Here is an 18167-nt window from a genome sequence, read left to right as displayed (position 1 = left end):
AGTGCAGGAACCCGCGCAGGTCCCGGCGGTGCACGAGGCTGCCCGGGAGGCCGTGCCGGCCCTGATCCGGGTGGTGGTGGTCGACGACGAGGCGCTGATCCGGTCCGGGCTCGCGATGATCCTCAACACCGCCCCCGACATCGAGGTCGTCGCCACCTGCTCGGGCCTGGAGGCGCTGGCGGTGATCCAGCGGGACCGCCCGCAGGTGGTGCTGCTGGACATCAGGATGCCGGACGTGGACGGGCTCACCCTGCTGCGCCGGATCCGCGCGCTGCCGGACGGCCCCTATGTCGCCATGCTGACCACCTTCGACACCGACGAGTACCTGGACCGGGCGATCGGCCTCGGGGCCGGCGGGTTCCTGCTCAAGGACACCGAGCCGGAACTGCTGGCCCGCTCGGTGCGCGCGGTCGCCACCGGGGCGGGCTGCCTGTCCGCGCCGGTGCTGCGCCGGCTGCGCGAGAGCGCGCCGAAGGCCGGCCGGGGCGGCGACGAGGCGATCGGGGCGCTCTCCGAGCGGGAACGGCAGGTGCTCGGCTTCCTCGGTCACGGGCTCTCCAACATCGAGATCGGCGCCAGGATGCACCTGGGCGCGGCCACCGTGAAGGACTACGTCAGCGCGGTCCTGACCAAGCTCGGGGTGGCCAACCGGATCCAGGCCGCGGTCCTGGCCGAGCGCGCCGGGCTGATCGAATGAGCCGCCCGCGTTCCGGCTGGAACCCACGCCTGAACCCCCGGGCCGCCGTCGCCGAGCTGCCGCTGTGGCTGCGCCGGGGCGCGGTCACCCTGCTGCTGGTCGCCGCGTCCACGGTGGACGCCCTACTCAACTTCCCGCCCCCGCGCGACTGGACCTTCACCGTCTCGATCGTCGCCACGGCCGCCCTGCTGCTGCGCCGCCGCCTGCCCCGGACGGCCCTGCTGATCGTCCTGCCCGGCCTCTACGCGGGCACCGCCGCGGTCGCCGCGATGGCCGCGCTCTACTCGGTGGCCCGCACCCGCCGTCCGACCTGGCAGGTGTGGGGGGCGACCGCGCTGGTCGGGACCGGGATGTTCATCCCCTGGCCGCTCGGCGACTTCCCCAAGGAGAGCGCCAGCGACCAGGCCCAGAACCTGATCTACGCGGTGATGCTGGCGGCCGGGCCCGCCGCCCTCGGCCTGCTCGCCCGGACCCGGGAGGCGCTGTCGGAGCGGGTCGCCGAGCTGGCCGTGCTGCGCGACCAGGAGCGCGAGCTGCATGCCGAGACCGTGCTGGCCAGGGAGCGGGCCAGGATCGCCAGGGAGATGCACGACGTGGTCTCGCACCAGGCCGGGCTGATCGCGGTCCAGGCCGGGGCGCTGCAGGTGACCGCGGTCGACCCCGAGGTCAGGGCGACCGCGGCGACGCTGCGCGGGCTGGCGGTGGCGACCCTGGAGGAACTGCGCAGCATGATCCTGGTGCTGCGCGCCGCCGGCGCCGGGCCGACCGAGCTGGCCCCGCAGCCCAGGCTCAGCGACCTGGCCCGGCTGGTGGCGGAGTCCGAGGTGGCCGCGGTGCTGCGGATGCCGGAGCCGGGCTCCGCGGAGGCGCTCCCCGAGCCGGTGGAGCGGGCCGCGTACCGGACGGTGCAGGAGGCGCTGACCAATGTCCGCAAGCACGCCCCGGGGGCGAGGACCGAGGTGGCGCTGCGGGCCGAGGGCGACCGGCTGCTGGTCTCGGTGACCAACGGGCCGCCGCCGCGCGAGGTCCGCTCCTGGAAGGACCTCTCCGACCTGCCCGGCGGCGGGCACGGCATCGTCGGCCTGCGCGAGCGGGCCGCCCTGCTCGGCGGCACGCTGATGACCGGTCCGACCGCCGACGGCGGCTTCGGCGTCCTGCTGAGCCTCCCGGTGGCCGCCCCGCCCGAGGGCAGGTCTGCGGGATAGGCTCGCTTTTGTCCTGACGTATCTGCAGTGATGGCGTATCTGCAGTGATGTGGAATGGAGTCAACGCGATGTCCTCCGAGGGAACCCGTTCCGACCGGCTGCCGCTCGACCGCTCGCCGGAGTGGGCCGAGCTGGGGAAGCACCGGGCACAGCTGGGGGAGGTGCACCTGCGTGAGCTGTTCGCCGCCGACCCGCGGCGCGGCGAGCGCTACTCGCTGCAGGTGGGCGATCTCTACCTGGACTACTCCAAGCACCTGGTGACCGACGAGACGCTGGCGCTGCTGCGGCAGCTGGCCGCCGCACGCGGGGTGGCCGAGCTGCGGGACGCGATGTTCCGGGGCGAGAAGATCAACATCACCGAGCACCGCGCCGTGCTGCACACCGCGCTGCGCGCGCCGCGCGGTGCGGTGATCGAGGTCGACGGTGAGAACGTCGTTCCGGCCGTGCACGCGGTGCTGGACAAGATGGCGGCCTTCGCCGACCGGGTCCGCTCGGGCGAGTGGACCGGGCACACCGGCAAGCGGATCCGGAACATCGTCAACATCGGTATCGGCGGCTCGGACCTGGGCCCGGCGATGGCCTACGAGGCGCTGCGCTCCTTCACCGACCGCGAGCTGACCGTCCGTTTCGTCTCCAACGTGGACGGCGCGGACCTGCACGAGGCGGTCCGCGACCTGGACGCCGCGGAGACCCTGTTCATCGTCGCCTCCAAGACCTTCACCACCATCGAGACCATCACCAACGCCACCTCGGCCCGCAACTGGCTGCTCACCGAGCTGCACGCGGACAAGGACGCGGTCGCCAAGCACTTCGTCGCCCTGTCGACCAATGGACCCGGGGTCTCCGACTTCGGCATCGACGTCGCCAACATGTTCGAGTTCTGGGACTGGGTGGGTGGCCGCTACTCCTACGACTCCGCGATCGGCCTGTCGCTGATGCTGGCCATCGGCCCGGACGCGTTCCGGGAGATGCTGGCCGGCTTCCACCTGGTCGACGAACACTTCCGCACCGCGGCCCCTGAGGACAACGTCCCGCTGCTGCTGGGCCTGCTGGGCGTCTGGTACGGGGCGTTCTTCGACGCCCAGTCGCACGCGGTGCTGCCGTACTCGCACTACCTGTCCAAGTTCACCGCCTATCTGCAGCAGCTGGACATGGAGTCCAACGGCAAGTCGGTGGACCGGGAGGGGCAGCCGGTGCGCTGGCAGACCGGCCCGGTGGTCTGGGGCACCCCCGGCACCAACGGCCAGCACGCCTACTACCAGCTGATCCACCAGGGCACCAAGGTGATCCCGGCCGACCTGCTGGGCTTCGCCAAGCCGGTCGCCGACCTGCAGCCGGGCCTGGTCGCCCAGCACGATCTGCTGATGGCCAACCTGTTCGCCCAGGGCCAGGCGCTGGCCTTCGGCAAGACCCCGGAGGAGGTCGCGGCCGAGGGCGCCCCGGCCGAGCTGGTGCCGCACAAGACCTTCAAGGGCAACCACCCGACCACGACCATCCTGGCCGAGGAGCTCACCCCCTCGGTGCTGGGCCAGCTGATCGCCCTCTACGAGCACAAGGTGTTCGTCCAGGGCGCGATCTGGAACATCGACTCCTTCGACCAGTGGGGCGTGGAGCTCGGCAAGGTGCTGGCCAAGAAGATCGAGCCGGTGCTGGTCGACGGCGAAGGCCTGGACGCGCTGGACTCGTCCACCGCCGCGCTGGCCGGCCGCTACCGGACCCTGCGCGGGCGCTGACCCTCTATCAAGTGATGCCGTGTCACCAGGGCATCGCCACGCCGCCGTTGGGCCTGATGATCTGCCCGGTGACAAACCGGGCGGCGTCGCTGACCAGGTAGCGGACGGCGTGGGCGATGTCCTCCGGCTCGCCGATCATCCCCAGTGGGGACATCCGGCGCAGCGGACGCTCGGCGGCGGCCCGGGCGGCCTCGTCCACGCTGCCGTCGGGCAGCAGGTAGTGGCGCGCGGTCATCGCGGTGCGGACCAGGCCGGGTGCCACCGCGTTGACCCGCACCCCGAACCGGCCGACCTCGGCGGCGAGGTTCCTGGTCAGCTGAACCACGGCGGCCTTGGACACCGAGTAGCTCATGATCTCCGGCTGCGCGGTGTCCACCGCCCCCGAGGCGGTGTTGACGATGCTGCCGCCGCCGGCCGCGCTCATGATCCGGGCAGCGGCCTGGCAGCCGTGGAAGGTGCCCCTGAAGTTGACGTCCAGCACCGCGTCCAGGTCGGCGACCTCCACGTCCACCACCCGGCCGGTGCGGATGATCCCGGCGACGTTGCAGAGGATGTCGAGCCGGCCCTGCTCGTCCGCGGTGCTGCCGATCAGGGCGAACACGGCCGCCCGGTCGGTCACGTCCAGCGCGGCGGCGCTCGCGGCCTTGCCGATGCCGTCCGCGGTGGCGGTCGCGGCGGCCCCGTCGATGTCGGCGCAGACCACATAGGCGCCCGCGGCGGCGAGCTGCTGGGCGGTGGCCCGGCCGATGCCGCTGCCAGCGCCGGTGACCACGGCGACGCGTCCGGAGAGGTCGAACGGATCTGCTTGGCTCGTCATGGAATCAAGGGCTACCAGGATGACCTTGAAGGGGGAAGCGGTAGTACAGTTTCGTACTGACAAGTAACTTATCGAGGGGCGGCCCGCCGTGACCACAGCGGCAGAACCAGTGCAGGCGTCGGAGTTCGACCGCGGGACGGCGGTGCGGGCCCGCGAGGGCCGGGCGTCGGTCTACGACGCGGAGCTCGACGGCGGCTGGCGGATCGGCGGGGGCATCAACGGCGGGCTGCTGCTCGCCCTGGTCGGCAACGCGCTGCGGGCGGAGCTGGGCCGGGACGGCGGCCACGCCGACCCGCTGTCGGTGAGCGCCTACTACCTCTCCGCCGGGCGTCCTGGCCCGGCCGAGATCCGTACCGAGACGGTCCGCCGCGGGCGCAGCGTCAGCACCGGCGCAGCCTCGCTGCTGCAGACCGCCGAGGACGGCAGCCCCGTCGAGCGGCTGCGGGTGCTCGCCTCCTACGGCGACCTCTCCGCCGCCGAGGGCGACGTCCGGACCAGCGCCGTCCCGCCGGAGATGCCCCCGCCGGACCAGTGCATCAGCACCGAGCACGCACCTCCGGACTTCCTCACCCAGGCGGACCTGCTGCGTCGGCTGGACCTGCGGCTCGACCCGGCCTGCGTCGGCTGGGCGCTGGGCGAGCCGTCCGGCATCGGCCGGATCCAGGGCTGGCTGCGGCTCGCCGACGGCCGCGAGCCGGACCCGCTGATGCTGCTGCTCGCCGTGGACGCGCTGCCGCCGGTCACCTTCGACCTCGGCCTGATGGGCTGGACCCCCACCCTGGAGCTCACCGCCCACGTCCGGGCCCGTCCGGTGCCCGGCTGGCTCCGGGTGGTGCACTCCACCCGCAACCTGGCCGGCGGCTTCCTGGAGGAGGACGCCGAGGTCTGGGACGAGTCCGGCCGCCTGGTCGCCCAGTCCCGCCAACTCGCCGCGGTGCCGCGCACCGGCTGACCGCCGAGCCGGCTCTACCGCTGCGCGCTGTGCGCTGTGCGCGACCCGCCGGGGGTGGAGGTTTTCCCGGGCGGGCGGGTAGCGGCACAATGCACAGCGGTATCCCTGCGAGAAGGCGGTAACTCAGCGTGACCCCTCAGACTGCGTCCAGCCACAGCGCGTCCATCCAGCAGACCATCGCCGAGGAGCTCGGCGTCCGGGCCGGGCAGGTCCAGGCGGCGGTGGAACTGCTCGACGGCGGGGCGACCGTGCCCTTCATCGCCCGCTACCGCAAGGAGGCCACCGGCGAGCTGGACGACACCCAGCTGCGCAACCTGGAGGAGCGGCTGCGCTATCTGCGGGAGCTGGAGGAGCGCCGGGACGCGATCCTGGAGTCGATCCGCAGCCAGGGCAAGCTGGACGAGGCGCTGGAGGCGCAGATCCGGGCCGCCGACTCCAAGGCCCGGCTGGAGGACATCTACCTCCCCTACAAGCCCAAGCGCCGGACCAAGGCCCAGATCGCCCGGGAGAACGGCCTGCAGCCGCTGGCCGACCTGCTGCTGGCGGACCCGGCCCGGGACCCGCAGGCCGAGGCGGCCGGCTACCTGGGTGAGAACGTCCCCGACGCCGCCGCCGCGCTGGAGGGCGCCCGGGCGATCCTGGTCGAGCGCTTCGGCGAGGACGCCGACCTGCTCGGCGAGCTGCGCGAGCGGATGTGGGGGAGGGGCCGGCTCTCCGCCAAGGTCCGCGACGGCAAGGAGGAGGCCGGGGCGAAGTTCTCCGACTACTTCGACTTCGCCGAGCCCTTCACCAAGCTGCCCTCGCACCGGATCCTGGCGATGCTGCGCGGTGAGAAGGAGGACGTCCTCGACCTCACCCTGGAGCCCTACGCCGACGAGGCCGATGCCGAGGCCCCCGGCGGCTACGAGTCCCGGATCGCGCAGAAGTTCGAGATCGCCGACCGCGGCCGGGCCGGGGACCGCTGGCTGCTGGACACCGTCCGCTGGGCCTGGCGCACCCGGCTGCTGGTGCACCTGGGCATCGACCTGCGGCTGCGGCTGCGCACCGAGGCCGAGGACGAGGCGGTCCGGGTGTTCGCCGCCAACCTGCGCGACCTGCTGCTCGCCGCCCCGGCCGGGACCCGCGCCACGCTCGGCCTGGACCCCGGCTTCCGGACCGGCGTCAAGGTGGCGGTGGTGGACGCGACCGGCAAGGTGGTCGCCCACGACACCATCCACCCGCACGTCCCGGCCAACCGCTGGGACGAGTCGATCGCCACCCTCGCCAAGCTCTGCGCCGCGCACCGGGTCGACCTGATCGCCATCGGCAACGGCACCGCCTCCCGGGAGACCGACAAGCTGGCCGGGGACCTGATCAAGCGTCACCCGGAGCTCAAGCTGACCAAGGCCGTGGTCTCCGAGGCCGGCGCCTCGGTCTACTCCGCCTCCGCCTTCGCCTCGCAGGAGCTGCCGGACCTCAATGTCTCGATCCGCGGCGCGGTCTCCATCGCCCGCCGGCTGCAGGACCCGCTGGCCGAGCTGGTCAAGATCGACCCCAAGTCGATCGGCGTCGGCCAGTACCAGCACGACCTGTCCGAGGCCAAGCTGTCCCGTTCGCTGGACGCGGTGGTCGAGGACTGCGTCAACGGCGTCGGCGTGGACGTGAACACCGCCTCCGCACCGCTGCTGACCAGGGTGTCCGGCATCGGCGCCACCCTGGCCGAGAACATCGTGGCGCACCGCGACGCCAACGGCCCGTTCCGCAGCCGCCGGGCGATCAAGGACGTGGCCAGGCTCGGCCCCAAGGCGTTCGAGCAGTGCGCGGGCTTCCTGCGGATCCCCGGCGGCGACGACCCGCTGGACGCCTCCAGCGTCCACCCCGAGGCCTATCCGGTGGTCCGCCGGATCATCGCGGCCACCGGCGGCGAGCTGAAGACGCTGATCGGCAACGGCTCGGTGCTGCGCGGGCTGCGCCCGACCGACTTCGCGGACGAGCAGTTCGGTGTGCCGACCGTCACCGACATCCTGCGCGAGCTGGAGAAGCCGGGCCGCGACCCGCGCCCCGCCTTCCGCACGGCGGCGTTCAAGGAGGGCGTGGAGAAGCTCTCCGACCTGGAGCCGGGGATGCTGCTTGAGGGCACCGTCACCAATGTCGCGGCCTTCGGCGCCTTCGTCGACATCGGCGTGCACCAGGATGGCCTGGTCCATGTCTCGGCCCTGTCGCGGACCTTCGTCAAGGACCCGCGCGAGGTGGTGAAGTCCGGCGACATCGTCCGGGTGAAGGTGCTGGAGGTGGACATCCCGCGCAAGCGGATCTCGCTGACGCTCCGTCTGGACGACGAGGCCCAGCCGAAGCAGCCGCGCGAGCGCGGGCCGCGCCAGCCGCAGCAGCGCACGCCCCGGCCGCGCAACGAGAAGCCGGCCGGCGGCGGCGGTTCGGGCGGTTCGGGCAGCTCCGGGAACTCCAACAGCGCGATGGCGGACGCGCTGCGCAGGGCCGGTCTGACCCGCTGAACAGGCACTGTGCCATTGGTTGATGGCACAGTGCATCCTGGCGCGCCATTGGCCTGGTCGGCCGGTTCGGCGCTCGTACGATGATCTCAGGAAGCCCCGCCCGCTCCCCCGTGCGGAAGGGGCTTCCTGTCCATTTCAACGGCGTATCAGCCCCAGCGCAGCCACACCGCGGTGTCCGTCGGGAGCAGCGTCCCGTCCAGCGGGCCGCTGGCGAGCAGCACGCCGGCCCCGGACGGCAGGGCCACCGGTGTCGGGCCCAGGTTCACCACGCAGCGGAAGCCGCCCGGGCGGGTGAAGTCCAGTACCTCCTCGGCCGACGGCAGCCAGCTCATCGGGCCGTCGCCGAGCCCGGGCTCTGCCCGCCGCAGCCGCAGGACCTCCCGGTACAGCTCCAGGTGCGACCCGTACGCGCCGGACTCGGCGGCGGCGGTGAAGTCCTTCCAGGCGGTCGGCTGGACGTCCAGCCAGGGCGGGGCCTGCTCGGCGCCGAAGCCGAACGGCGGGCGGGTGCCGCTCCACGGGATCGGCACCCGGCAGCCGTCCCGGCCGCGGTCGACGCCGCCGGAGCGGAGCCAGGTCGGGTCCTGGCGCAGCTCGTCCGGGATGTCCTCGACCTCCCAGAGGCCCAGCTCGTCGCCCTGGTAGACGTACACCCCGCCGGGCAGCGCGCAGGTGAGCAGCGCGGCGGCGCGGGCCCGGCGGGTGCCGAGCTCCAGGTCCACCGGCTGGCCGAAGCGGCTGGCGCGGTCGAAGCCGTAGGTGGTGTCGACCCCGCCGTAGCGGGTGACATGGCGGGTGGTGTCGTGGTTGGACAGCACCCAGGTCGGCGGGGCGCCCACCGGGGCGTGCGAGGCCAGGGTGTCGTCGATCACCCCGCGCAGCTCCGCCGCGGCCCAGGCCGACTTCAGGAAGGCGAAGTTGAAGGCGGTCTGCAGCTCGTCCGGGCGCAGGTAGCGGGCGAAGCGGAGCGGGTCGTTCTCCCACAGCTCGGCCACGAACAACCGCTCGCCCGGGTAGGAGTCGGCCAGGGCCCGCCAGCTGCGGTAGATCTCATGGACGCCCTCCTGGTCCCGCCAGGGGTCGGGCTTCCCGTGGTGCCCGGCGGAGTCCGGCAGCCCGTCCTCCTTCACCAGGTGGTCGGTGACGTCGATCCGGAAGCCGTCCGCGCCGAGGTCCAGCCAGAACCGCAGGATCGACTCGAACTCGGCGCGGACGGCCGGGTTGTCCCAGTTCCAGTCGGGCTGCTCGGGCGCGAACATGTGCAGGTACCACTCGCCGTCGGGGCCTTCGGTGCGCTGCCAGGCGGGCCCGCCGAAGTGCGAACGCCAGTCGTTGGGCGGCAGTCGGCCGTCCTCGCCGAGGCCGGGACGGAAGTGGAACAGCGCCCGCTCCGGCGAGCCGGGGGCCGCCGCCAGCGCCGCCCGGAACCAGGGGTGCTGGTCCGAGCAGTGGTTCGGGACCAGGTCGACGATCAGCCGCAGCCCGGCCGCGTGGCACTCGGCGATCAGCTGCTCGGCCTCGGCCAGGGTGCCGAAGCGCGGGTCGATGTCCCGGTAGTCGGCGATGTCGTAGCCGCCGTCGGCCAGCGGGGAGACGTACCAGGGGGAGATCCACAGCGCGTCCACGCCCAGCTCCACCAGGTAGGGCAGGCGGCTGCGGATCCCGGCGATGTCGCCGGTGCCGTCGCCGTTGCCGTCGGCGAAGCTGCGCGGGTACACCTGGTACAGGGCCGCGCCGCGCCACCAGGGCTGGGATTCCGTCATGCTGTCCTCCGCTTCACTGTTCGGGGGCCCTGGTCGCCGGGCCCCCACCCACGCCCTACCCAGTGCCGTGCTGGTGCAACGTCGATCCGTCGCGTCCCTTGCGGACCTCCAACTGGACCGGGATCCGTCCGCGCAGGTCCCCGACATGGCTGACGATGCCCACCGCCCGGTCCCGCTCGCGCAGCCGGTCCAGTACGTCGAGCACGTCCTCCAGGGTGTCCTCGTCCAGTGAGCCGAAGCCCTCGTCGATGAACAGGGTGTCCAGCGGCATGCCCCCGGCCTCGTCGGTGACCACGTCGGCCAGGCCCAGCGCCAGCGCCAGCGAGGCGAAGAAGCTCTCCCCGCCGGAGAGGGTCGAGGTGTCCCGGCTGCGGCCGGTCCAGCCGTCCAGCACGCTCAGCCCGAGGCCGGAGCGGCCGGCCCCGCGGCTCCTGGCGTCGTTGTGGGCCAGGGTGTAGCGGCCCTGGGACATCACCTGGAGCCGGGCCCCGGCCGCCTCGGCGACCTGTTCCAGCCGCGCGGCCAGCACATAGGTCTCCAGCGACATCCGCAGGCTGTTGCTGCTGCTGGTGCCCGAGGCGAGGAAGGCCAGCTCGGAGACCCGGCGGTGGTCCGCGGCCAGCGGCGCCAGCCGGCGCAGCTCGGCGTGCAGGCCCGCGCTGAGCCGGTCCAGCGCGGCGCAGCGCTCCCGTGCGCCCTGGACCGCGGCGTAGGCGGAGCGCAGCGCCGCGTCGGCGCCGGCGAGCACGGCCCGGTCGGCGGCCGGATCGGCGGGCGGCAGCCGCACCGCGGCCAGCAGGTCCGGGTCGGCCAACTCCGCGCCGACCTGGGCCAGTTCGTCCCGATGGCGCTGCACCTCCGCGCGCAGCGAGGCCGTCTCGTGCGGCGGCAGCGCCGCCCGCGCGGCCTGCTCGGCATCACCGAAGCCCTCCCGCTCGGCCGCCTCGCGGAGCTCCCGGGCGGCCCGGGCCAGCGCCTCGGCCCCCGCCGCGGCCTCCCGTACGGCGGCCACGGCCTCGCCCAACCGCTCGGTGAGCGGGGTCAGCTGGCCGACCCGGTCCGCCACCGAGGCGGCCCCGGACCGGCCGCGCTCCAACTCCTCGGCCAGCCTGCCCTGCTCCAGGGCCAGCGCCTCCAGCCGCGCGGTACGGGCCGCGACCAGCTCGGCCGCCTGCCCGGCCGCCGCCGTCCGCAGGCCCTGCTCGTGCTCCAGCCGGTCCAGCTGCTCCCGGGCGCCGATCGCCTGCGCGGCCACCCGGCGGGCCTGCTGGTGCTCCGCCTCCAGCCGCTGCACCAAGGCCCGCAGCTCGGCGGCGCCGCCGTCCCCGGCGACGGCGGCCAGGGCGGCGGCCTCCTGCTCCAACTGCCCCAGCTCGGCCGCCGCCTGCTCGGTGCGCAGGGCCGCCTGGCGGTAGCCCTGCTCGGCGCGCTGCTCCTGCTCCACGGTCACCCGGCCGGGACCGGGCCGGGCCGGGGCAGGATGCTCGCCCGAACCGCAGACCGGGCAGGCCCGGCCGTCCGCCAGCCCCTCGGCCAGCTCGGCCGCCATCCCCTGCAGTCGACGTTCGCGCAGGTCGAGCCAGTCCTCGTGGGCTGCGGCAGCCGCCTCGCGGAGCCGCAGCTCGCGCTGCCGGGAGTCGGCCAGCCGCGCCTGCAGCGCCTCCGCCTGCTCGGCGGCGGCGCCGCGCCGCCGGGCCTCGCGCTGCTGCTCGTCCAGCTGGTCCGCCCGGACGGCGGCCTGCACCGCCTGGTCCAGCGCCGCCGCCGTGCGTTCCCGCTGGTCGGGCCAGTCGACGGCCAACCACTGCTCGGCCTCGGCCCGTTCCGTCTCGGCGTCCTCGCGCTCCGCCTCCAGCTGCCACCGCATCCGCTCGTTGCCGCGGTGCTGCTGCTCGGCGGCGAGCAGGGTGCGCAGCCCGCCGAGCTCCTCCCGGCGCTGCCGCTCGGCCGCCACCAGCTCGTCCAGACCGGCCGCGGCGTGGACGGCGGGCAGCGCGGCGCGGCTGCGGCGTTCCTGCTCCGCGAACCGGGCCTGCGCCTGCGCGGCCTCCCGGTGCAGCCGCAGCAGCGGCACCACCGCCTCGGCGCGCTGCGCCCGCTCCAGCCGTACCGTGGCCGCGCGCTGCTGTTCGGCCCGCTGGTCGAGATCACCCGCGCGCTGCACCGCCCGGCGGTGCCGCCGCTGCCGGTCGGCGATCACCTCCACCTCGCGGGCCCTGGCCTCGGCCAGCGCCCGGCGCTGCTCGGCCCCCTGCTGCCGGCACTCGGCCACGGCCTGCTCCTCACGGGCCCGCACCCGCAGCTGGGCGGCCCAGCCCAGGGCGTCCTGCTCCGGCGCGGCGGGGGGCGGGCTGTCCGTCCCGGCCGCCTGCCGCAGCCGCTCCAGCCGGGCGCCGACCTCGCCCAGTACCGCCTGGCAGGCCTTCTCGGTCTGCTGCCGACGCTCCGTCAGCCAGGCCTCGACCGCGCCGAACCGCGCCGTGTCGAACAGCCGCCCGAGCAGATCGGCCCGGTCGGGCGCGCTGGCGTGCAGGAACCGGGCGAACTCGCCCTGGGGGAGCAGCACCACCTGGCAGAACTGCTCCCGGCTCATCCCCAGCAGCTGCTGGACCTCGGCCCCCACCTCCTGGTGCGACTTGCTGCTCGGCCGCCACCCGGGCTCGCCGCCCGGCTCGGCGGACCACTCCCGCAGCAGGGTCTGCGCCTTCTCCACGGTGCTGCCGCTGCCGCGCTTCTTGGCCCGGGTCTGCTCGGGGCTGCGGGTGAGCTCCAGGCGGCGCCCGCCGAGCGTCAGCTCCAACCGCACCTCGGTCCTGACCTCGGCCGACGCATGGTCGCTGCGCAGCCTGGTCCGGGGCCGCTGGCCCGGGACCGCGCCGTAGAGCGCGTAGCAGACCGCGTCCAGCACACTGCTCTTGCCGGCCCCGGTCGCGCCCCGCAGCAGGAACAGCCCGCCGGACGCGAGCGCGTCGAAATCCACCGACTGGGTCCCGGCGAACGGCCCGAACGCGGTCATGGTGAGCGAGTGCAACCGCATCAGCCGACACCCCCGGCGACGCCCGCGCCCACGCCCGCTTCCGCGCTTGCGCCCACGCCCGCGGCCTCGACCGCCTCACGCAGCAGCTCCTGCTCCGCCCGGTCCGGGTCGCTGCCGCGCACGTGCCGGACGAAGCCGAGGGCGATCTCGGCGTCGCCCCGGCCCCTGGTCCGCGCCGCGTAGGAGGGAAGCCCGTCCCCGCTGCCGCCCTCCGGCTCGAAGGCCAGCTGCAGGGTGTGCGGAAAGCGGACCCTGAGCTGCTCCATCGCCCGCTCCGGGCGGCGGTTGTCGGTGAGCGTGGCCTGCACCCAGGCCGTCTCGTGCTGCTCCAGCGCCGGATCCCGCAGCAGCGATTCCAGCGTCCCGCGGATCCGGGCCAGCCGCCTCGGCACCGGGCAGTCGATCCGACGGGTCGTCAACTCCCCGGCCGGGCCCAGGTCGACCAGCCACATGCTCTTCCGGTGGTTCGCCTCGGAGAAGGAGTACGCCAGCGGCGAACCGCTGTAGCGCAGCCGCTCATGGACGATCTGACTGCCGTGCAGATGGCCGAGCGCCGCGTAGTCCACCCCGTCGAACACCGCCGCCGGGACGCTCGGCACCCCGCCCACGGCGATGTCCCGCTCGCTGTCGCTGACCTCGCCGCCGACCACGAACGCATGCGCCAGCACCACCGACCGGGTGCCCTCCGGGCGGGTCGCCAGATCCGCCCGGACCCGCTCCATCGCCGCGCCCAGCACCGCCGCATGGCTCACCGCCGCGGCCCCGAGCTCCCCGCCCGCCAGGACTGGCTCCAGGTACGGCACTCCGTAGACCGCGACCGGGCCGTGCTCGTCCGCGAGCAGCACCGGCTCGGCGCAGCGGGCCACCTCGGTCCGCAGATGCACCCCGGCCCGCTCGATCAGCCGGGCGGCGATCCCCAGCCGCCGGGCCGAGTCGTGGTTCCCGGCGATCAGCACCACCGGCACCCCCAGCTCGGCGAGCCGGTGCAGTATCCGGTCGAACAGCTCCACCGCGCCCAGACCGGGGATCGCCCGGTCGTACACATCCCCGGCCACCAGCACCGCGTCCACCCGCTCGACCCGCACGGTGTCGACCAGATGGTCCAGGAAGGCACGCTGGGCCGGCAGCAGGTCCTCCCGATGGAGGCTCCGCCCCAGATGCCAGTCGGAGGTGTGCAGTAGTCGCATAGCCCCCGACAGTAACAACGACCACTGACACGGCGGACCGGAACGCTTTCTTAGGAGTACAGTCCTAAGGGGTGTAGTCCTAAGAGATCGGAGCGGTGCGGATGGCCGGGCAAGGACAGCGGGTGGTGAAGCCGGACCATGTCTTCGACCGCGGGGCCGAATGGGCCGGGCTCGCCTCGTTCGCGGTCCGGGCGGTGCCCCGGGCGATGCTCGGGGTGGTCAGCGGCAGGCGGCGGATGGGCAAGACCTACCTGCTCCGGGCGCTCTGCGAGCAACTGGGCGGGTTCTACTTCGGCGCCACCGCGGCCACCGAGGGGGAGTCGCTCCGGCAACTGGGCGCGGCACTGGCCGGGCACGCCGGCTCCCGGGTGCCCTTCTCCTTCGCGACCTGGGACGATGCGGTCTCCTACCTGTTCGACCTGGCCGCACCCGACCGGGGCGGCGCTCCGCTGCTGGTGGTGCTCGACGAGTTCCCCTACCTGGCGAAGGCAGCACCGGAACTGCCCTCGCTGATTCAGCGGGAGATGGACCGCTACCAGGCCGAGCCGAGCCGGATGCGGCTGCTGCTCTGCGGATCGGCGATGTCCGTCATGGGCGGCCTGCTGGCGAGTACGGCGCCGCTGCGGGGACGGGCGCAGCTGGAACTGATCGTCCAACCGTTCGGCTATCGTTCCGCGGCCGAGTTCTGGGGGGTCGCCGACAGTCCCGAGCTCGCGGCCCGGCTGCATGCCGTGCTCGGCGGCACACCCGCCTACCGGCGGCAGTTCCTGGCCGAGGACGTGCCGGAGAGCCTGGACGACTTCGACGACTGGCTCTGCCGGACCGTCCTCTCCCCGCTGAGCCCGCTCTTCCGTGAGGCGCGCTACCTGCTCGCCGAGGAGGCCGACATCCGGGACACGGCGCTGTACCACTCGGTCCTGGCCGCGGTCGCCGAAGGCAACGCCACCCGGGGCGGGATCGCCGGCTACATCGGACGCAAGGCCGTGGACATCTCACACCCCCTCAACGTCCTGGAGGACAGCCGTCTGCTGGAGCGGGAGGCGGACGTGTTCCGGGCGGGCAAGTCGCACTACCGGATCACCGAGCCCCTGATCAACTTCTACGAGGCGGTGATGCGCCCGGCCTGGGCCCGCCTGGAGATCGGGCAGGCCCGTGAGGTCTGGGCGCAGTCCGCGGAGCGCTTCGCCGCGCAGGTGGCGGGCCCGCACTTCGAGGCGGTCTGCCGGGAGTACCTGCTCGGCCCCGGCGGCGCGCTGCTCGGCGGCTCCTTGGGTCGGGTGGGCAGCGGCATCGTGGTCGACCCCGCGGCGCGGAAGCAGATCCAGATCGACGCGGCCGTCGTCGAGGGCGGATCGGGCGGCGGCCGGGCGTCGGTGGCGCTGCTCGGGGAGGCGAAGTGGGGCACCGTGATGGGCCTCAACCACCTGGAGCGGCTGGCCCGGGCCCGTGACCTGCTGACCGAACGCGGTATGGACACCGGCGGCTGCGCACTCGCCTGCTTCAGCGCCGCGGGCTTCAGCGACGCCCTGCGCGCCCGGGCCGAGCGGGGGGATGTGCTTCTGCTGGGGCTCCGGGAGCTCTACGGTTGACGCCCATGGGACTCGACGGGGTGATGGACGGCTTCCGGGCTGAGGCGCGGGCGCTGGGGCGGGCGGTCGCGGGGCTGACCGGGGAGCAGTGGGGGCGGCCGACGGGGTGTGCGCCGTGGTCGGTGGCGGATCTGTTCGCGCACACCAGCGGGGCGGTCGACCGGCTGCCGGGGATGCTCGCCGAGCAGCCCCCGGAGCGGGCGGAGGTGTCCGCCGCGGACTACTACCGGCCGGACGCCCGCTTCTCGCCGGAGGTCAACGCGCTGCGGATCGCCGCCGCGCAGCAGCACCCGGGCGGCCCGGCCCTGGTCGAGGCGCTGCTGCTCGGCCCGGAGGGAGACCCGGCGCATCTGGCCGCCCTCGGCTGGGACCGGTCGGCCTTCCTCGCCAAGGCCACCGGACGCCTCCCGCTCAGCGCCGAGGAGTCGGCCACGGTCGACCGGCTGGGTCTCACCTGGTTGACCCTTGGCTGACTCCGTCGGGCTGCCCACCGAGCGCCTGCTGCTGCGCCGCCTCACCCCCGCCGACCTGGACCAACTCGCCGCGCTGCACGGCGACGCCGCCGTGATGCGGTTCATCGACGACGGACGGCCGGTGCCGCGCGAGCGGGTGGCGCGGGAGACCCTGCCCGGGCTGCTGGCCGAGTACGACCGGCTGCCCGAGGGAATGGGCTGCTGGGCGGCGGAGGAGACGCGGGGCGGCGCCTTCCTCGGCTGGTTCTCGCTGCGCCCGGCGGCCAGCCTCGGCCTGCGGACCGGGCCGGACGGCGGCATCGAGCTGGGCTACCGGCTGCGCCGAGCCGTCTGGGGCCGCGGCTACGCGACCGAGGGGGCCAGGGCCCTGGTCCGGCGGGCCTTCGCCGAGCTGGGGGTCGAGCGGCTGGTGGCGACCACGATGACGGTCAACACCGGGTCCCGCCGGGTGCTGGAGCGGGCCGGGCTGCGGCTGGTCCGCACCTTCTTCGAGGAGTGGCCGGACCCGATCGAGGGCGCCGAGCACGGCGACGTCGAGTACGCGCTCACCCGGGACGAGTGGAGCGCCCGGGGCTGAACCGAAGGCGCCGCCTGTCCTGCCCGGGGGGTGGCAGGACCGGCGGCGCCGGCATCGGGGGTGGGTCAGACCTTGGCGTCCCACTCGACCGCCGCGTCCACCGCGGCCTCCGCCTCCGCCTCGGCCTTCACCGCCGACGCGGCGGCGACGATCGCCGGGCGCCGCAGCCGGGTGAGGCCGAACAGGGCGACCGCCACGGTCAGCAGCAGCGCGCCGGCCGCGATGGCGAAGCTGGCGGTGAACTGGCTCTCGGCGGGCAGCGGCGGGACGCCCGCCGGCAGGCCCGCGATCAGCTTGGAGGCCAGCAGCGAGGTCACCACGGCGGAGGCGATGGAGCTGCCGACCGACCGGGAGATGGAGTTGATGCCGTTGGCGATGCCGGTCTGCTCCAGCGGCACGCTCGCCGCGATCAGCGCGGGCATGGAGGCGTAGCCGAAGGCGATGGCGATACCGGCCAGCATCCCGGCGATGATCACGTTCGGGGTGCTGCCGTGGCCCCAGGCCAGCCAGGCGAAGCCGGCCACGCCGACCAGGGCGCCGATGGCGAGGGTGTAGCGGGCGCCGATCCGGCGCACCAGGATGCCGCCGACCGGCGCGGCCACCAGCGAGACCAGCGCGCTGGGCAGCAGGTACTCCACCGAGGCCCGCAGCACCGACGCGGTGAAGCCGTACCCGGCCAGCCGCTCCGGCATCTGCACCAGGTAGGAGATGCCGATGAACTGGGCGAAGGAGGCGAAGCCGACGAACAGTCCGGCGACATTGGTGAAGGCGACCTGGCGGTGGGTGAACATCCGCATGTCGACCAGCGGGTTCTTGACCCTCAGCTCGACCAGCACCCACACCGCGGCCATGACCACCGCGCCGACGAAGCAGCCGATGATGCGGTCCGAGGACCAGCCCCAGGTGTGGCCCTGGGAGATGCCGAGCAGCAGCAGGACCAGGAAGACGGCCAGTGTGCTCGCGCCGAGGAAGTCGATCCGTCCGCCGGTGCGCTTGCCGCTGTCCGGGACCAGGAAGGCCACGGCCAGCAGGGCCAGCGCGGAGACGGCGGTGGAGAACCAGAACACCGAGTGGTAGTCCGGGTGCTGACCCTGCGTCAGCAGCCCGGTGACAACCAGCGAGAGCCCGCTGCCGAAGGCGAGGGTGCTGCTGACCAGGGCCATCGCGCCGTGCAGCTTCTGCGGCGGCACCTCGTCCCGGATCACCGACAGGGCCAGCGGGAAGATCGCGGTGGCGGAGCCCTGCAGCACCCGGCCGACGATCAGCAGGCCGAGCGAGGTGGTGCTCGCGGCCAGCACCGAACCGATGATCATGACCACCAGCACCGCGAGCAGCGTGCGCTTCTTGCCGTACTGGTCGCCGACCCGGCCCAGCAGCGGGGTGAACACGGCGGCGGAGAGCAGGGTGGCGGTGGTGACCCAGCTGACGCCCGCCGCGCCGGTGTGCAGGTCGGTGCCGAGCAGCGACAGGATCGGCACGACCTGGGTCTGCGCCATGGCGACGACCATGGCGGCGAGGCCGAGGGCGAGGATCAGGGGAGTGCTGCCGCGTCGTGCGGACGCGGCGGGCGTGGTCAGGGCGTGGCTCATGGGGTCAGCGGTCCTTCGGAAGGTTCATGCGCTGGATACTTTATGGCATCAAGCAA

General features: G+C 73.9%; 13 protein-coding genes. 8 read left to right on the top strand and 5 right to left on the bottom strand.

What is annotated here, in order from left to right:
* Positions 1-61 precede the first annotated feature (61 nt).
* From ACEZDG_RS01490 to pgi, 3 genes are all read left to right on the top strand, one after another.
* On the top strand, positions 62-697 hold the full coding sequence (locus tag ACEZDG_RS01490; RefSeq protein ID WP_380502218.1) for a response regulator: 636 nt from the start codon (positions 62-64) through the stop codon (positions 695-697).
* On the top strand, positions 694-1902 hold the full coding sequence (locus ACEZDG_RS01485; protein ID WP_380501317.1) for a sensor histidine kinase: 1209 nt from the start codon (positions 694-696) through the stop codon (positions 1900-1902). Before ACEZDG_RS01490 ends, ACEZDG_RS01485 begins: the two co-directional genes overlap by 4 nt.
* A 68-nt stretch (positions 1903-1970) precedes the next feature.
* Positions 1971-3635 carry a glucose-6-phosphate isomerase gene (gene pgi / locus ACEZDG_RS01480; protein ID WP_380501315.1) on the top strand — a complete coding sequence of 555 codons (1665 nt, stop codon included), beginning with the start codon at positions 1971-1973 and terminating at the stop codon, positions 3633-3635.
* 22 nt (positions 3636-3657) lie between these two features.
* On the opposite strand, the gene ACEZDG_RS01475 is transcribed toward pgi, so the two are convergent.
* Positions 3658-4452, bottom strand: coding sequence for an SDR family NAD(P)-dependent oxidoreductase (locus tag ACEZDG_RS01475; protein WP_380501313.1), 795 nt, complete (start codon positions 4450-4452; stop codon positions 3658-3660).
* Positions 4453-4540: 88 nt separating this feature from the next.
* Between ACEZDG_RS01475 and ACEZDG_RS01470 the strand changes: the two genes are divergently transcribed.
* Together ACEZDG_RS01470 and ACEZDG_RS01465 are read left to right on the top strand one after the other, a co-directional pair.
* Positions 4541-5404: a thioesterase family protein gene (locus ACEZDG_RS01470; RefSeq protein WP_380501311.1), complete on the top strand. Its 864-nt coding sequence runs from the start codon at positions 4541-4543 to the stop codon at positions 5402-5404.
* Positions 5405-5532: 128 nt separating this feature from the next.
* Positions 5533-7896 (top strand): Tex family protein, encoded by a 2364-nt coding sequence (locus tag ACEZDG_RS01465; protein ID WP_380501309.1) that lies wholly within the window; start codon positions 5533-5535, stop codon positions 7894-7896.
* Positions 7897-8042: 146 nt separating this feature from the next.
* Here ACEZDG_RS01465 and ACEZDG_RS01460 read toward each other — a convergent pair whose 3' ends face one another.
* Genes ACEZDG_RS01460 through ACEZDG_RS01450 form a run of 3 tightly spaced genes read right to left on the bottom strand, consistent with a single transcriptional unit; the run spans position 8043 to position 13883 of the window.
* Entirely contained in the window at positions 8043-9659 is a 1617-nt protein-coding gene (locus ACEZDG_RS01460) for a glycoside hydrolase family 13 protein (RefSeq protein WP_380501307.1), read from the bottom strand.
* A gap of 55 nt (positions 9660-9714) precedes the next feature.
* On the bottom strand, positions 9715-12696 hold the full coding sequence (locus ACEZDG_RS01455; RefSeq protein WP_380501305.1) for an AAA family ATPase: 2982 nt from the start codon (positions 12694-12696) through the stop codon (positions 9715-9717).
* A complete protein-coding gene (locus ACEZDG_RS01450) occupies positions 12696-13883 on the bottom strand; it encodes an exonuclease SbcCD subunit D (protein ID WP_380501303.1) in 1188 nt (395 codons plus the stop codon). The genes ACEZDG_RS01455 and ACEZDG_RS01450 overlap by 1 nt, the downstream gene beginning before the upstream one ends.
* 101 nt (positions 13884-13984) lie before the next feature.
* Between ACEZDG_RS01450 and ACEZDG_RS01445 the strand changes: the two genes are divergently transcribed.
* From ACEZDG_RS01445 to ACEZDG_RS01435, 3 genes are read left to right on the top strand one after another with little or no spacing between them, the layout of a single operon-like run.
* A complete protein-coding gene (locus ACEZDG_RS01445; protein WP_380501301.1) occupies positions 13985-15472 on the top strand; it encodes an AAA family ATPase in 1488 nt (495 codons plus the stop codon).
* Positions 15473-15477: 5 nt separating this feature from the next.
* Complete coding sequence (locus tag ACEZDG_RS01440) at positions 15478-15945, top strand: maleylpyruvate isomerase N-terminal domain-containing protein (protein ID WP_380501299.1); 468 nt, start codon at positions 15478-15480, stop codon at positions 15943-15945.
* Positions 15938-16522, top strand: a complete 585-nt coding sequence (locus tag ACEZDG_RS01435; protein ID WP_380501297.1) for a GNAT family N-acetyltransferase — start codon at positions 15938-15940, stop codon at positions 16520-16522. The genes ACEZDG_RS01440 and ACEZDG_RS01435 overlap by 8 nt, the downstream gene beginning before the upstream one ends.
* 65 nt (positions 16523-16587) lie before the next feature.
* On the opposite strand, the gene ACEZDG_RS01430 is transcribed toward ACEZDG_RS01435, so the two are convergent.
* A complete protein-coding gene (locus ACEZDG_RS01430; RefSeq protein WP_380501295.1) occupies positions 16588-18111 on the bottom strand; it encodes an MFS transporter in 1524 nt (507 codons plus the stop codon).
* Positions 18112-18167 lie beyond the last annotated feature (56 nt).

Source organism: Streptacidiphilus alkalitolerans, assembly GCF_042511045.1.
GTDB lineage: Bacteria > Actinomycetota > Actinomycetes > Streptomycetales > Streptomycetaceae > Streptacidiphilus > Streptacidiphilus alkalitolerans.
This window is presented reverse-complemented; position numbering and strand designations above follow the sequence as displayed.

Excerpts from the sequence above, each read along its gene's own strand:
- ACEZDG_RS01460 (WP_380501307.1), bottom strand. The coding sequence starts at position 9,659 with ATGACGGAATCCCAGCCCTGGTGGCGCGGCGCGGCCCTGTACCAGGTG.
- pgi (WP_380501315.1), top strand. The coding sequence starts at position 1,971 with ATGTCCTCCGAGGGAACCCGTTCCGACCGGCTGCCGCTCGACCGCTCG.
- ACEZDG_RS01455 (WP_380501305.1), bottom strand. The coding sequence starts at position 12,696 with ATGCGGTTGCACTCGCTCACCATGACCGCGTTCGGGCCGTTCGCCGGG.
- ACEZDG_RS01485 (WP_380501317.1), top strand. The coding sequence starts at position 694 with ATGAGCCGCCCGCGTTCCGGCTGGAACCCACGCCTGAACCCCCGGGCC.
- ACEZDG_RS01475 (WP_380501313.1), bottom strand. The coding sequence starts at position 4,452 with ATGACGAGCCAAGCAGATCCGTTCGACCTCTCCGGACGCGTCGCCGTG.
- ACEZDG_RS01430 (WP_380501295.1), bottom strand. The coding sequence starts at position 18,111 with ATGAGCCACGCCCTGACCACGCCCGCCGCGTCCGCACGACGCGGCAGC.
- ACEZDG_RS01450 (WP_380501303.1), bottom strand. The coding sequence starts at position 13,883 with ATGCGACTACTGCACACCTCCGACTGGCATCTGGGGCGGAGCCTCCAT.
- ACEZDG_RS01440 (WP_380501299.1), top strand. The coding sequence starts at position 15,478 with ATGGGACTCGACGGGGTGATGGACGGCTTCCGGGCTGAGGCGCGGGCG.
- ACEZDG_RS01445 (WP_380501301.1), top strand. The coding sequence starts at position 13,985 with ATGGCCGGGCAAGGACAGCGGGTGGTGAAGCCGGACCATGTCTTCGAC.